The following is a 15316-nucleotide window of genomic DNA, read 5'->3' on the forward strand; positions in this document are numbered from 1 at the left end:
ATGCAGAAATTTCTGAAACTGACCATCGCCAATCCGCTTGCGGTCATACTGCTGGTGATGATCGCGGTCTGGGGTGGGGCCTTCGCCCTGCTGCACCTGCCGGTGGGTCTGTTTCCCGGTCTGGATGTGCCGGTGGTCAACGTAATTACCCATTATCCCGGCGCCGCCGCGGAAGACGTGGAACTGCTCGTTACGCGCCCGATCGAGGATCGGATCCGCGCTATTTCCGGGGTTCGGCGCGTCGCCTCTACTTCCATCGAGGGGGTCTCTCAGGTCACAGCCGAATTTGATTGGGGCCTGCGGCTGACCGATGCGCGCCAGCTGATCCAGGCTGAACTGGCACCTCTTCAACGCGAGTTGCCCGGCGACGTCAGACCTCGACTGGAGAATATCGGCACGACCCTGCAAGAGGTCGCGGGTTATGTAGTTTCCGGCGGCGGGAACCCGAGTGAGCTGCGTACAACGGTGCGCAGCACGCTGGTCAGCCGCCTGATGAGTGTCGCCGGGGTCGCTCACGTCGAGGTTCTGGGCGGCGACGAACCGGCCTATATCGTCCAGCTCAGGCCGGAGGCCTTATCCCGCCATCACCTGACGCTCAGCGCCGTTTCTGCCGCCCTGAGCAGATACAACCAGGTGGCCGCGACCGACTTTATCGAGCGCGGGGCGCGCGAATATTTTATCCGCGGCGATAGCCGCTTACAGACGGCAGCGGATATCCTGGCGGTGCCGGTGGTTGCCGACGGCGTCAACTCGATCTTTTTGCGAGATATTGCCCGGGTGAAAAGCGGACGGGTGCCCAGGCACTACCGGGTACATGGTAATGGCCTGCCCGCAGTGGCATTTCTCGTCAGCAAGCAAACCCAGGCCAGCACGATTGGCGTCGTTCAGGGCGTCGACCGCGAGCTGCAAAGCCTCAAATCGCTCCTCCCGCCCGGGGCAAAAATCCGCAAATTCTATGATCAGGCCGACATTGTCAGCGAAGCCCGAGACGCACTCTTTCACGATCTGATCCTGGGCGCTTTGCTGGCGGTGGCGGTGCTGTTTTTCTTTATGGGCCCCCTGCGCGCGACCCTGATCGTGACCGCGACCATCCCGATCACCCTGCTGGCGACCCTGGCGGTGATGCAGCTGTTCGGCCAGACCCTCAATGTGATCACCCTTTCGGCCCTGACCCTGGCGGTCGGGATGGTGGTCGACGATGCGATCGTGGTGGCCGAAAGCGTGATGCGCCATCTGCAGTCGGGAGCAGGGCGGCAGGCCGCCAGCCTGGCCGGAGCGGCAGAGATTGCGGGGCCGGATATCTCCGGCACCCTGACCACGGTAGCGGCCTTTGCGCCCCTGCTGTTCCTGGGCGGCATCGCCGGCCTTTTCGTGCGTCCTTTCGGCCTGGTCGTCAGCGTCGCGCTGCTGGCTTCCCTCGTCGTTTCCCTGACCCTGGTGCCGATGCTGTTCGGCCAGATTGACTGCGTCGGTCGCCACCGCGCCCTGGGTTCGCGACTTCTGGATGGTCTGGACCGGGGGCTGCAGAAGACGCTGCGCTGCGCCTTTGCCCACCGCGGTCTGGTGCTGCTGCTGGGGGGATTGAGTCTGGGGCTGGGTGGGCTTGCCGCCTGGCTGGGACCGGTCAGTGTTCTGCCGCCGATCGACGAGGGTGCGATCCTCATCGAATACGTCATGCCGCCGGGGACCTCCCTGAGCGAGAGCGACCGGGTCGGCAATATTCTTGAACAACAGGCCCTGGCACAACCGGATGTCGAGACCGTCTATCGCCGCACCGGGTCACCTGAAGGCGGGTTTCAAATCGAGGGGGTCAATCGCGGCGAACTTACGCTCAAGCTCAGTCCACGCAAGGTCCGCAGCCGGACAGTGGCTCAGATCATTGCGCGCCTGCGCAGCGCATACGCCCAGATTCCCGGCGTAGCCTTTCTGTATCACCAGCCGACCCAGGAAAAAATGGACGAAAGTCTTTCAGGTTTGCCCGCCCTGTTCGGGGTAACAATCTATGGCAGGGATAACAACAGACTTGTCACCCTCGCGGGTCAAGCCGAAGAGATCATGGCCAAAGACTCGGCGCTGGCCAACATCATCAACAACACCAAGATCAAGAGTCCCCAGATCATCTTCCGGCCTGACCCGCTCGAACTGGCCCGCTACGGCCTCGCGCCCGGCGATGTTTTCGCGACGATTCAGGCCAGTCGCTCAGGGCTCCTGGCGACAACCATCCTGCGCCAGAGACAACAGGTGCAGGTTTTGCTCAAGAATGATGCGCCGCCCGACATGACCCTCGATCTGCTCGAGGGGCTGGCGATTAACACCGCTAAGGGTCCGGTACCGCTGCGACAGCTGGCCAAGGTTGAAATGACCCATCTGCCCGCCGCCGTGACCCGCCTCAATGGCCAACGCGAAGTCACGCTGCTGGCCGAGGTCGATGGCAGCATCCCTGCGGCGGTGGAGCGGCTGCGCCAGAAGTTCTCAGCTATCAGCCTCCCTGAGGGCTATAGCATTACCTTTACCGGTCAGTACCAGGTGCTCACTCAAACAATCCGGGACTTTCTGCTGGTCGGGCTGGCGGCCATGATGCTGGTCTATCTGATCCTGACCATGCAGTTTCACTCCTGGCGTCAGCCGTTGATCATTCTGGTGACCATCCCGGTGGCCCTGGTGGGTGCAATCGTACTGTTGGCCATCACCCAGGTCGGCCTCGACGTCTCGGTCGGCATGGGGGTTCTGACCCTGGTTGGCATCGCGGTCAATAACGCGATCGTCCTTCTCGACTACACCAACCGGCAGGTCGCCGCTGGTCAGGACCTGACCGATGCCCTGCTGGCTGCCGCCTCGGTCCGCCTGCGCCCCATCCTGATGACGGCGACGACCACAATCTGCGCCCTGATACCAGTCGCTCTCAACCCGGCGGTCGGCTCACGGATCTTTCAACCCTTCGCGATCACCGTTATCGGCGGGCTGCTTTCAGCGACCTTCGCCACCCTGATTCTGGTCCCGGTGCTCAGAACCTTTCGCCAGCAGGGGGAGTAAAAACGGGCACTATGGCATTGAAAGGATGACTTGGATGGCTCCAGCTTGAAGCCAGATGATGTCCATTCAGGATTCCCGCTGTTGATCATGATTTGAGGGTTCAGGTGCTTTTAATTCGTGGCGGGGATCTTTGTTTCCAGGCCCAGGTAAAACCGGCCAGGGCCACGGCCGCGATTGACGCCCCGCCGTAAAAGGTGGTCGCGGCCCCGAAATGCTGCCAGAGACCACCGGCAAGCAGGCTGGCGAACAGGATGGCGATGCCGCTGACCAGACCGAAGATCCCGAAGGCGGTACCGCGTAACTCCGGCGTTGCGGCGTCGGCCACCAGAGCCGAGAGCAGGCCCTGGGTCAGGCCCAGATGCAGCCCCCACAATCCCGCACCGGCATAGACCCACCACAGATTCGCCGCTCCGGCCAGCAACAGGTCGGCGGCAATCAAGACCAACAAACCCGTGGCCATCAACCCCTTACGTCCGATGCGGTCCGAAAGCTTGCCCACCGGGTAGGCGGTCAGGCTGTAAGCGATGTTCATGACCACCAGCACCAGCGGAATCAGGCCGGCGCGCAAGCCCAGATCTTCGGCGCGCAGCAGCAAAAAGGCCTCGCTGAAGCGAGCCAGGGTAAAGAGCGCGCCGATCACCACCACTAACCAATAGCCGGAACCGAGGCGCGCCAGGCTATGACGCCGAAAAGGAAAGCTGAAGCGTTTTTCGCTGTTTGATGCCGGTTCCTTGACCCAGAAAAACAGGATCAAAACCGCCATCAGCCCCGGAATAAAAGCGATCCAGAAGACCCGGCGAAAGTTGTCGCCGGTCAGCAGCATCAGGCCGATAGCGAGCAGCGGTCCGGCGAAGGCGCCGACGCTGTCGAGGGACTGACGCAGGCCAAAAGCGGCACCGCGCTGTGCAGGTGGGGTGACATCAGCGACCAGCGCATCGCGCGGCGCACCACGCACCCCCTTGCCGATGCGATCAACGAAACGCGCACCGAACACCAGCCCGATACTGGGCGCCATGGCAAACAAGGGTTTGCTGAAGGCGCCCAGCCCATAGCCGCACAGAGCCAGAATCTTGCGCTTGCCGAGCCAGTCGCTTAAGGTCCCGGAAAAAACCTTCACGATCAGTGCAGTGCCCTCGGCCACCCCCTCAATCAAGCCGACGGTCTGGACACTGGCGCCGAGAATACTGACCAGAAACACCGGCAGCAGGCTGTGGACGATCTCGGACGAGACATCCATGAACATGCTGACCAGACCGAGCGCCCAGACGGTTGTCGGAAGCGCGCGCCTGGCAGGCAGTGGTGTTTCAGACTCAGTCGACATTGCCATCCGCGGCCTCAGGGAGTGAACCCTGGCTCCGACCTTGCCGACGACGCAGCCAGATATAGCCCGCCACCAACAGCAGACAGGCAAACAGGACCAGCCATAAAATGCGATGCAGGTACTGCCCGACCAGCTGCGGGTTATTACCGATGACATAACCGGTCAGCGCCAGGATAATAACCCAGACACCGGATCCCAGCGCGGTGAAGGCCGCAAAGAGCAGCGGGTTCATGCGCGCCAGTCCGGCGGGCAGGCTGATGTATTGACGGATACCGGGCAACAGGCGGCCGACAAAGGTCGAGATATGCCCATGACGGGCAAAGAACAGTTCGGCCCGATCGAGGGATTTGGAACTCACCAGGAAATAACGCCCGTAACGCTCAAATAGCGGCCGGCCCCATCTGACCGCCAGCCAGTAATTAAAGCTGGCCCCGAGCAGGCTGCCGAGAATTCCTGAGCCGATCACCAGCGCCAGAGACATCTCGCCCTGGGCGGCCAGGTATCCGGCCGGAGGCACCACAACTTCGCTGGGAAATGGGAAAAATGAGGATTCGAGAAACATCAGCACAATAATGCCGGGATAGCCCCAGAGTCCGACGGTGTCGACAATCCAACTGACGATCTGATGCAGCATATCAATCCTTCTGGGTTACGGCCATTGGGTTAAGGTCCCTGCTACTGAAGTCATAGCCACAACGAGTACCGCAAGCCTCGGCCTCAGCGACATCTCTTGGGTCGATGGGGAAAACCTTGCAGGCCTGAGGGCGGCAAATGCCATAGACGATACAATTCCCGTCATTTGTCAGCGACGGGCAGGTAAACAACAGATTACAACAGGTGCCGCATTGTCGACATTTACCCTGCCGGGTCGAAAGCTGGTTCTGAACGTAACTCTTACGAAAATGAACCAGAAAAAAACGCCTTAGTTTCCCCGTTGCGTGAAGCAAAAAACGTGAATTGCTGAAGGACCGGGTGACCGTAGAGAACAAACGCCAGGAAAGCTGAACCCGGTCGGCTAACTGGTCACTGAACCCTTCCCTCTTATGCTGTACTGTCTGCATATCGCCTCCTGTTGACAGCTCGCAAAAATAGTTTACGTCGTTAAATTTCCGGTTTCGAGCAAATCGGACCTATGACCAAACCGGCACCGTCGAGAAACACCAGCAGATCCCCGGATGCGGACGGTATCGACTATCCAGCGGAAGATCTGGTGCAACATTTATTTGACCATTTCGACGCCCGAGCCCGCGGGAGTCTTGAGTAACAGGATCTTGCCCACGGCATCAGCGGGCAGAGGCGGGGGAACCTGAGCCCAGCTCATGTTGAGCATATTTTGCTGCTCAAGATCGCCTGCCAGCGTCTGCAGTGACGCACCGAAATCCTTTTTTCCCAGCGGCAAGGTCAGAAGATTGGCCAGCGGCTGAGCGGTCTCATGCTCAACCGTGCCTGCCCACAGCGGTTCGCCGTTTTTAAGCTGAAAGGAGGTCGGCCAGAGGCGCAGGACCATGCGACTGGGGGGGACATACTTGACGAGGCGCAAAATTTCCCGGCGGCCGTTGGACAGACGGGGCAACAGGGGCAATTGAGCGACCGGAATGTCAGAAACGAACAGATTCAGTAACTGCCGGGCCGTCAATCCGGGGGCCGGCTGCCAGCCATGCCTGAACAGGGCCCTGGCCAAATACTGCGGATCTCCAGCCAGTTGCAGGGTCAGGGGCTGTTCCATGTCCCCCAACAGGGTATAACGCCAGGTCGGGAGTTGCCGGAAACCCTGATTCTGCCAATCCGCGGATTCCAGGATCTGCAGGGGCTCCTGGGCACGATAGCGGAGCAGGTCCGATGCGTGGCGCTGGTTGATGTGCCCGACCCCTGCGAGGAGCAGCATCAGGAGCACCGATAGCAATACAGGCCGCATTGGAACTGAGGTTTTGGCGCCACGCAGATAGAAAATCCCCAGCAGAATCACCCAGCTCCAACCCAGGGCCATGCCGCCGACAACATCGGACAGCCAGTGCGCGCCAAGATAGATGCGCGACAATGCAATCAACAGCGAGACCCCGATCGCGGCGCCAAAGGGAGTCCAGCGCCAGCGTGGAGCAAAACTGCGCGCCAGCAGCAGGGCCAAAAAGCCGTAAAACACCACGCTCATGGTGCTGTGCCCGCTGGGGAAGCCCCAGCTGGAAACCCCGCTGTAAATATCGATCGGCCGGGGTCGATGCAAGGTCCATTTGAACAGCTGCACCAGCCCGACACCGCCAGCAACGGCAGCCAGCCAGTACCACACATCACGAAACCTGCGGTGAAACAACAGCACCGCCAGCACCGTTAATACCAGCGGGAAAAGAACCAGGGCATCACCGAGCTCGGTGAGCGCTACAAAAAACTGATCCCCCCAGGGCGAGCGCAGCGACTGCAGCCAGTGATAGATCGCCTGATCGGCCTGAACCAGCGGATCAAAGGTGATCAGATCCTCCAGCACCCCGGCGAATAACCAGACCGCCAGCAGCAGCGCAATACAGAGCAGCGGCAGCAGTCTCTCCCCTTTGGCCCCGAGGCGCCCCAGACGCTCGAACCCCTTGCGCGTGAGCCAGAAGGTCAACCACAGAAGCAGCCCCAGCATCAGCAACAACAGGCTGAGCCGGGTGCTGACGGCGCCGACCAGAGTCAGTGAGCTGCCGAGGATAACCCCAGGGAGAATGTAGGCGAAGGCCCAGCCGATGGCAGAAAGTATATTGACCAGCAAAAAGCGCCTGACCGGCATATCCAGCATGCCGGCGATGACCGGAATGACCGGGCGCACCGGACCGACAAAGCGGCCGAATAGTACGCTCTTGCCGCCATGTTTATGGAAGAACTCTTCACCACGCTGCAAAAGTTGCGGATGCTTGCGAAACGGCCAGAGTTCTTTGATCCCCTGATGGTAATGATGCCCCAGCCAATAGCTGAGGCCATCACCACTAATAGCCCCGGCCATGGCGGCAAGCAGGGTGATTTTCAGGGAGATAGCTCCGCTGCCGGCGAGGGCGCCGATGCCGACCATCATCACCGTTCCAGGCACCAGCAGGCCGACCAGAGCCAGGGATTCTGAAAGCGAAATCAGAAAGATCGCCAGATAAGTTGCCAGGGGGTAAAGCGAAACCCATTGCAACAGATTATGCCAGAGGTGCGACCAGTCCATAACGGCCTTTCAGGGTGTCACTTTTGCACGGCCTGTTCAGATTCAGGCTTTATTTTCTCCGGCAGTCGATACTGCTGATTAAAGTAGGTATAAGACGGCCAGAGCGCAAGTGCTGAGGCTTCGACCGCAAACTTGGGATCAAGGTCCTGGGCGACGAGCTTGCCGCCGGTGTAACGGAACTGTTTGGCTGGCAGGTGTGGCTGTTGCACGATGACCTGATCGCCGACCATGGTCGCGTGGTTCAGATTGAACTGCATGACCGCATGCCCAGGATCGTCGGCCGGAATCTGTAACAGGTTGCGCCCTGGCATGGGGTGCCAGGTAGTCTTACCCAGAAGGCTCAGCAGGGTCGTCGGCAGATCGGACTGGCCGGCAATTTTGCTGATAACCTGCGGTTTGATGTCGGCGCCCAGAATCAGCGCGGGGATGTGAAACTTGTTAATCGGCACCAGAGCGTTACCGTAAACCCGATTTGAATGATCGGCGACAATCACAAAAAGAGTGTTCTTCCAGTAATCCGATTTCTGCGCCTGAGCGATGAATTTCCCCAGGGCATAGTCGCTGTAGCGCACCGCATTCCCGAGCTTGGAATAGGCCTGTTCGTTTTTCAGAATGCCACTGGGGATATCGAAAGGTTCATGGTTTGAGGTGCTGAAAACCAGAGCGAAGAACGGCTTGTCACCCATCTTGCGAAATTCTTCATCGGCGCGGTTAAACAAATCTTCGTCCGAAACCCCCCAGGTTCCCCGGAATTTAGGGGTTTCGAAATCACCTTGATCGACGACCTTGTCGAAACCGTTCCCGAGGAAAAATCCGCGCATATTATCAAAAATACTCTCACCACCATAAATAAAGCTGCTTTTGTAGCCCAGCGGTTTAAACAGCTGCGCCAGGGTAAAGAAGTGCCGTTGCGCCAGGCCGAGTTTGACCACGCTACGTCCGGGCGAAGGGAGCAGCCCGGCGGTCGTCGCTTCGATGCCGCGCACCGAGCGCGTCCCGGTGGCATACATGTTTTCGAACCAGATCCCCTCGTGACGCAGTTTGTCCAGCTGCGGAGTCCAGTCTTCGCCGCCAAGAGATCCGACGAAATCGGCACCGAGGCTCTCCTCGAGGATGATGACCACATTGCGCGGGCGTGCCAGCTGCTGCAGCGGGTCCTGGCGGTGGTAGGTGGGGATGTCTTTGTCGGGGAAGGCCGTGGACGGCAGGTTCATATAGCTATACAGCTGACTGAACATTTCGGCGACGGGCATTTTCGGATAGAGCCGATCCGCCCGGCCTTCATTGTGAATGTTCTGCACCGCATAAAGCAGCGAGTAGGTCGAACTGACGCCCAGGCGATTGACCAGCTGATCGACAGAAAAGGAAGCGGTGCTGAGATTCGCCGGGCGGTGATCGAGACTGGAGCGCGCACCGAGAAAGATGAGGACCCCACAGAGGGGAAACGCCAGCAGGCGCCAGCGCAGCCGCCAATGGCTCTGTTGTTCCCCCAGCCTGAGCATGGTTCTCAGACTGAGCCAGATGGCCAGAATCAAGAGCGCCAGGCCGATAAAAAGTTGCAACTTGTAACTGGCCCAAAGGGTTCCGAAGACTTCTTTGGGATGATTCAGATATTCAAAAAAAAGCCGCCCCGGTCGGCTGTCATACTGGTTGATGTAAGAGGGCGTGGCCGTTTCCATATAAACGAAAATTCCGAAGCACAGAGAGAGAAAAGCTGCCTCTACGCGGCGAAAATAGCGTCGCAGGGTCGGAAAATCAGGGAGGAGCAGGCTACAAACCACCGGCAGGGCAATGGCAAAGCAGATGACAATCAGGTCAAAGCGCAAGCCGAAACCGAGTACCGGCCAGAGGCCGTCAACCGCCGAAACCCGTGGCCAGAGCCAGATAATAAAGGCGATACGGAACAGACTCAGCACCAGCATGGATTCAAGGATGAAAAACACCGACGGCGCCAGTGGGCCGCAAAAACGCGCAAATTTGGTTGATACAGACATGCAATTTTCCTTCTTTTCTTTAAACCCGCCGAAGCTGATCAGGTCACAGTGACACACCGCCTCGGTTTTTTTTGATTGATCGTCCCAGAAACGCAATAGTTTACGCCCTAAGTGAATTCGGTATCAAGTGGCAGCCTCACCAATACTCTCAACCCGTTCTGCTGTTCGGCGTCAGCGAGGGTGATTTCGCCATGGTGACGTGTGACCACTTCCTGAACAATCGCCAGGCCCAGGCCGCTGCCCAGTTCGGAAGTCCCGGGGCGGCGGTAAAACCGCGCGAAGACCTGGACGCGCTCTGCGTCGGGGATTCCCTGGCCGTTGTCCTGGATCTCAAATTGAGCAAAATTTTCAAACCGACTTAAGGTCACATCGACGCGCCCCCCTTCGGGTGTATAGCGGACGGCGTTATCGACCAGGTTACCCAGCATGATCCGCAGGCTTTCGGTGTCACCTTTGATAAACAGGGCTTCATCCCGACCAACGCCGAGATCAATCTGCCGATTTAATGCCGCCGAAGAATGGTCCGTCACCACCGACTTCATCAAAGCACTCAGATCGACCCGGGTAAAGGGGCGTTGCCAATCTTCGGGTTCCATCCGCGCCAGGGTCAAAAGCTGTGTTACCAGATGGCTGGCGCGCGAGGTGCCGGCGCGAATCTGTTCGAGAGCCGCCGTTTTTTTCTCCACGCTGGAGACGCGTTCTAAAAGCTGGGCCTGTAGCTGCACGGCCGCCAACGGGGTGCGCAGTTCGTGTGCGGCATCGGCAATGAATTTACGCTGTCCATCCAGGGCCTCGCCGAGCCGTTTCAGCAGGTCATTCAAGGCGTCAATCAGAGGCTTGATCTCTTCTGGTGCATCCTGCATGAGGAGCGGAGTGAGGGCGTAAGGACGCCTGAGGCCAAGAGCGCGTGTTATCTCTTTTAAGGGGCGTAAGCCGAGTCCCACACTGACCCAGACCAGAATGCCAAGTACAAAGACCAGCACAATAACCGGGGCAACCGCACCCAGCGCGATGCCGGTGCTCATCTCGAGTCGATCCGAATAGGGCTGGCTGGTCTGAATCAAACGGTCACCGCGACGCAAGACAAAACTGCGCCACAGCATCTTGTTTGAAAGATGGGTACTGAAGCCCTCTTCTGCCAGGTTCGGAGCACCTTCCTTGCGGTTGATGTTCGTCAGCAATGAGCCGTCACCCCGCCAGACCTGAATGACAAAATCATCATCATTGTCCTGGAGGCTAGTCAGAGGGGGCGGGAGAAACTCCCCTGTTGCAGACACGCTGTAGGCCAGTTGGCGCAGGCGGTCATCAAACAGATTGGCCAATTCACCGCGCACATAAAAAAAAGTGAGCCCGCTGCTCGTCACAATGGCGATCAGTTGACCGATCAGCAGCCAGCGCAACAGTTTTTTACGGATCGAATTCATTTCAGATTCCCCAGCAGATAACCGACCCCGCGCAGGGTCCGAATGGCATCGGCTCCAAGTTTTTTGCGCAGGTTATGGATATGCACCTCGATGGCATTACTTTCGATTTCACTCCCCCAGCTGTAGAGCTTCTCTTCGAGCTGGGCCCGCGAAAGTACCGCACCAGGACGGTCAATCAGGGCCTGTAACAGCGAAAATTCTTTAGCGGAAAGGGTAATTTCAAGCCCATTTAAGGTGCATTTGTGGCTGGCGGGATTAAGGCACAACGTCCCATGGCACAGCAGCGGTTCGGCACGTCCCTGCTGGCGTCTTTGCACTGCCCGGATACGCGCGCTGAGTTCATCGAGATCGAAAGGTTTCACCAGATAATCATCGGCCCCGGTGTCCAGCCCGGCAATCCTGTCCGCAACGGCATCGCGGGCGGTCAGAATCAGCACGGCGACCGCATTCCCTTTTTTACGCAAATCGGCCAGCACCTCCAACCCTGAGCGATCGGGTAACCCCAGATCGAGCAGCACCAGTTCATAGTCCTCGGTTTCAAGTGCCAGTTCAGCGTCAGCCGCGTCCTGGGCCCAATCAACGGCATAACCTTCAATTATCAGACCCTGACGAACGGCAATAGCGATCATGGCGTCATCTTCAACCAGCAGAATTCTCATCTATAAAAACCTCGCATTACATCCATCAGGGACGCAGCCAAGCCCTAAGCATAGCCTATCGAGCGAACAAAGAAATGGGCCGGAGCTTTTGCCCCGGCCCGCAAAGAATCAATCCTTATCTTTTTTATCGTTTTTGTCACCGTCGTGGTCATTATCTGCTGTGTCGAGTTGTTTCGCTAGAACCTTACCGTTTTGCGTGTCGAGTGTCACCCTGTAGGTTTTCTCATGGCTGACAATTTCCACCCGGTAAACAGCGGTGGCATCTTCGTCGTCCAGCTCGGCACTAATCGCCTTACCTGGAACGACCGCCAGGGCACCGCTGACAGCCTGGTTCAAGGTGATCCTGGCCTCAGCCAGAGCCTTGTCATTTTTTGCATTATTCTCATCGGCCCAGGCCTTCACGGTCATTGTCGCCGTGGCCAGGATCAACGTCAGCAAACCCAAAATCGCGATTTTCTTCATTTTTATATTCTCCTTTGACTCTCGTCTCTTTCAAAGTTTGAATCCTGCATATTGAAATCGAGGATTCAATTTTCAAAAGGCCTGTCACCCTCAGGTGACAGGCCTTTCAAGGGGGGTAAAGAAGCCCGCTTCGCATTGTGAGGGGTTACGATTTCGGGCTTCTTCAGGCGAAATATAAAGACGAAACATTAAGTCAATATGAAGGGAGGCTTCGGTCGGATAGCGGGTACTCCCTGTTGCCTGCGGAAAAAACGCTCTGATGCCAGTTACTGAAACACAGAAAAACGGAAATACCACTATCAAGCTAAAACCGTCGCACCCTTTGACCATTTCCCAAAAGATGAGAATTAAAAGTGATACTCGACCCCGACGCCGTAACCATCCTTGAAGCCATATGGGGAACTGGCGCTGTTGCCGCGATTAAGGTTATTGAAGCCATACGCATTGACATACGTATCTATGTTTTTAAAAAAATAGTAACGCAATTTAAGATCGTAATCGAATTCGCGTTTCGTGCCCCCGAGACCGTCATGGGCATTAAACAAAGACACCCCCGCTTTCCTCGCAAACCAGAATTGCATCGAAGTTGAAAGCTCGAGTTTGGGGTTATCTATCGTTCCCAATAAATAAAAGTTATTATCCCATTCTATTTTATAGAGCGGCTTATAGGCCAAAAGATTTGGTGCGACCTTCTTCCCATAAAAAAACAGGATGGTATGGAGGGAGGAATCAATTTTGTCATAAGTGAATCTGAAATTTATATCGGCACCGAGAAGTACTTCTTTTGACAGTTGTTCTGACTCTTCATCGGAATAATCGACACCAGGGAAAAGCGTAGAAGGTTTCTCAGATTTAAAGGGCAGAGCAAAAGAGCCGTAAAGACCAAGGTTAAATGATTCATAGGTCTCTTTTTTATAGAGCGGATACAGAGAAGTTAACTTCCCCCTGAGTTCCAGCATGCTGTTTTTTTTAAACCCGGTTCCGGTTTGCTTGTCGCCATAAAGTGCATGTATGTCTATATTGTTAATAAAATGTTTAAAATCCAATTCGCCCTTGATTCCGATGATGGCTTTTGGCTTAAGCCCTATATTGTTTATGCCCGGCATTTCTCCACCTATTTGCCCCAGGTACAGGGTAAACTTTTTATTTGACGAACTATCAACGGGATCCGAATTTCCTAAGGGTCCGGCCATGCTGATATCTGCAGAAAATAAAAATACAAGAACCACAAAAGTGGAAAATAATTGCTTCATTCAAATACTCCAGTTTTTCTTTCTAAGGATTCAACAGAAACGCAAGGAATGGACTCGATCTCAACCTGTAACTGTTCCGAAAAGGGAGTAAATATTAGCCGCAAAAGTATCCAGCCATTCATAACGACGCCGATACATGGACCGTTTTTTTGACACAATTTCTTCGAGCGGTTTTCGTGTCAGCTGAGGTAGCAGAACGAAATTGGAATCAACATCCCGGGCTTCAAATTCAGACCACAGCTCATCATAATCAAGCTGGACCTTCCCTTTTTGTTTTTTACTGTACCGTTTGGCCTGAAACACATGGGCATTCTTCTTGACCGCCATGACCTGCTCGGCCCCCAGCGCTTTTGCAATCATCAAGACACCCAGGACAACAAGGGATTTTGGCCTTAACCCGTAGGCCCCCTTGGTCATGATGCGGACCTTCTCCTGAGCCTGGTCAACCGCAGGTTCAGGTCCCTGCACCGACCCGATGATGAGATGAAGCTGCTCTGCTGTCCCGGCCAGAGAAAACGCACAACTATAGAGTCGCTTCCCCGCTTCATCCACGACCGAGAGCACCAGCTCCCCTTCCCTGCGGAAAACCCCATCGTAACGCAGGATGACGCGATTAAAATTGTCGGGATAACGGCCGAGCTCGATCCCGGACTCAAGGAATAACGGCTCGATAAGATTCGGGTAGCGCCGCAGCAGAAGACGATAATGTTCCTCCACCCTCTGCGCCCGCACGCGGGCACTGGAATTGGCAATCTGATAGGGGCGTAAGGTCTTGTCCAGGAGTTCTCGATGTTTCTCTGGCAGGGTTCTCAACCGTTCTTCCTGAAAAAGAAAAAACATCTGCTTGAGAACGCGGCGGTAAAGCAGGCTCCGCAATAAAAATCGGACTCTTTTAAATTTATAGTGAGCATTTTCAGCCGGATGGATTATCCGGGCCATAGCGAAGGCAGAGAAGTGAATTTTGTCGGTCAAGTCATCGTTCATGTCGTTTTATTCCTTACCCCCAGGTGATGCGCAACCACGAGGAAAAACATACCCAACCCAAAAACACCCCCTGCTCGACGAAAAACAGGGTATCCCCCATTTCTCAGGGCCAGATTAAAAAGCCAACCTTAAGTGAATATGAACGCTGCTTATATTGAGCAAAGGTCCTCCGAATGGTTCAGGTTACGAATATACCGAAGGGGAGGAGAAATAAGCCGCAGGTTCGACCCGGGGAAATCCCTTCAGTCTGAGTTAAGTTGTTCCCTGTAAAACAATATTCAAAATTCTGGATGTCTGTCATTGACCCTGGTCTTCTGATGTTCAATCCGGACAACGCTGTATAGCAAAAGAAAGGGACTGAAAATGACCTCGAAGACAAAAAAATCGAAAACAAAATTATCATTTCTTATTGCTCTTGCCCTGGTCGCGGGCATGAGCGGCTACGGCGAGACAGGCCGGGTCTGGGCGAGTGACAACCCGGCTGCCAGTTCCCCGCGCATGGACAGCAGGCGCTCAGAGTTGCCGGTCGCAGCGGAAAAAAATCCTCCTGGCGATATCCCGGACAGCCAGGTGTTTGTCCCCTACTCCTCATCGCAAGCAGGCTACCGACTTTCAGTTCCGGAAGGCTGGGCCCGGACAACCAGTGAACATGCCGTTACCTTTCAGGACAAACTGAACGGATTGTCGGTGACGATCACCAAGGCAGATAAATTACCTGACAAACGCGACATCTATAACAACCAGGCCACCAGGCTGAAGCAGACCGGCAGAGCCGTCATCATGAAGCAGATCAAAACGGTAAGGCTTTCCAACCAGCCAGCCATACTGATGCGCTATGAATCAAATTCAGAACCGGATCCGGTCATCAATAAACAGGTCCGCCTCGAAAACAGCAGCTATTTCTACTACCACAACGGCAAGCTGGCGGAACTCAGACTCTGGGCTCCGCTGGGCGCGGACAATGTTGATCAGTGGCGTCTCATCTCACGCAGCTTCAACTGGAGGTAA

12 protein-coding genes are annotated in these 15316 nt (G+C 56.1%); 2 read left to right on the top strand and 10 right to left on the bottom strand.

The window, feature by feature from the left end; genetic code table 11:
* On the top strand, positions 1-3033 hold the full coding sequence (locus D888_RS0115990; protein ID WP_020677579.1) for an efflux RND transporter permease subunit: 3033 nt from the start codon (positions 1-3) through the stop codon (positions 3031-3033).
* A 100-nt stretch (positions 3034-3133) separates the two neighbouring features.
* Here D888_RS0115990 and D888_RS0115995 read toward each other — a convergent pair whose 3' ends face one another.
* The 10 genes from D888_RS0115995 to D888_RS0116040 all read right to left on the bottom strand — a co-directional run bounded on the left by D888_RS0115995 (position 3134) and on the right by D888_RS0116040 (position 14263).
* On the bottom strand, positions 3134-4354 hold the full coding sequence (locus D888_RS0115995) for an MFS transporter (RefSeq protein ID WP_020677580.1): 1221 nt from the start codon (positions 4352-4354) through the stop codon (positions 3134-3136).
* Positions 4344-4988, bottom strand: a complete 645-nt coding sequence (locus D888_RS0116000; RefSeq protein ID WP_020677581.1) for a DedA family protein — start codon at positions 4986-4988, stop codon at positions 4344-4346. Before D888_RS0116000 ends, D888_RS0115995 begins: the two co-directional genes overlap by 11 nt.
* A 1-nt stretch (position 4989) precedes the next feature.
* Entirely contained in the window at positions 4990-5415 is a 426-nt protein-coding gene (locus D888_RS22020; RefSeq protein WP_020677582.1) for a hypothetical protein, read from the bottom strand.
* Between the two features lie 158 nt (positions 5416-5573).
* Positions 5574-7532, bottom strand: a complete 1959-nt coding sequence (locus D888_RS22025) for a bifunctional DedA family/phosphatase PAP2 family protein (RefSeq protein WP_020677583.1) — start codon at positions 7530-7532, stop codon at positions 5574-5576.
* 17 nt (positions 7533-7549) lie between these two features.
* The gene (locus D888_RS0116015) at positions 7550-9526 is read right to left on the bottom strand and encodes an LTA synthase family protein (protein ID WP_156827035.1); all 1977 of its coding nucleotides are present in this window, start codon (positions 9524-9526) and stop codon (positions 7550-7552) included.
* A gap of 107 nt (positions 9527-9633) precedes the next feature.
* A complete protein-coding gene (locus D888_RS0116020) occupies positions 9634-10950 on the bottom strand; it encodes an ATP-binding protein (RefSeq protein ID WP_020677585.1) in 1317 nt (438 codons plus the stop codon).
* On the bottom strand, positions 10947-11609 hold the full coding sequence (locus tag D888_RS0116025) for a response regulator (protein WP_020677586.1): 663 nt from the start codon (positions 11607-11609) through the stop codon (positions 10947-10949). Before D888_RS0116025 ends, D888_RS0116020 begins: the two co-directional genes overlap by 4 nt.
* 108 nt (positions 11610-11717) lie before the next feature.
* Positions 11718-12071 (bottom strand): PepSY domain-containing protein, encoded by a 354-nt coding sequence (locus D888_RS22030; protein ID WP_020677587.1) that lies wholly within the window; start codon positions 12069-12071, stop codon positions 11718-11720.
* A gap of 347 nt (positions 12072-12418) precedes the next feature.
* A complete protein-coding gene (locus tag D888_RS0116035; RefSeq protein ID WP_020677588.1) occupies positions 12419-13324 on the bottom strand; it encodes a hypothetical protein in 906 nt (301 codons plus the stop codon).
* Between the two features lie 60 nt (positions 13325-13384).
* Positions 13385-14263 (bottom strand): DUF535 family protein, encoded by an 879-nt coding sequence (locus D888_RS0116040; protein ID WP_033423736.1) that lies wholly within the window; start codon positions 14261-14263, stop codon positions 13385-13387.
* A 408-nt stretch (positions 14264-14671) separates the two neighbouring features.
* Here D888_RS0116040 and D888_RS0116045 point away from each other — a divergent pair, with 408 nt between their 5' ends.
* Positions 14672-15316, top strand: coding sequence for a PsbP-related protein (locus tag D888_RS0116045; RefSeq protein WP_020677590.1), 645 nt, complete (start codon positions 14672-14674; stop codon positions 15314-15316).

The sequence above is a fragment of the Geopsychrobacter electrodiphilus DSM 16401 genome (assembly GCF_000384395.1).
Classification (GTDB): Bacteria; Desulfobacterota; Desulfuromonadia; order Desulfuromonadales; family Geopsychrobacteraceae; genus Geopsychrobacter; species Geopsychrobacter electrodiphilus.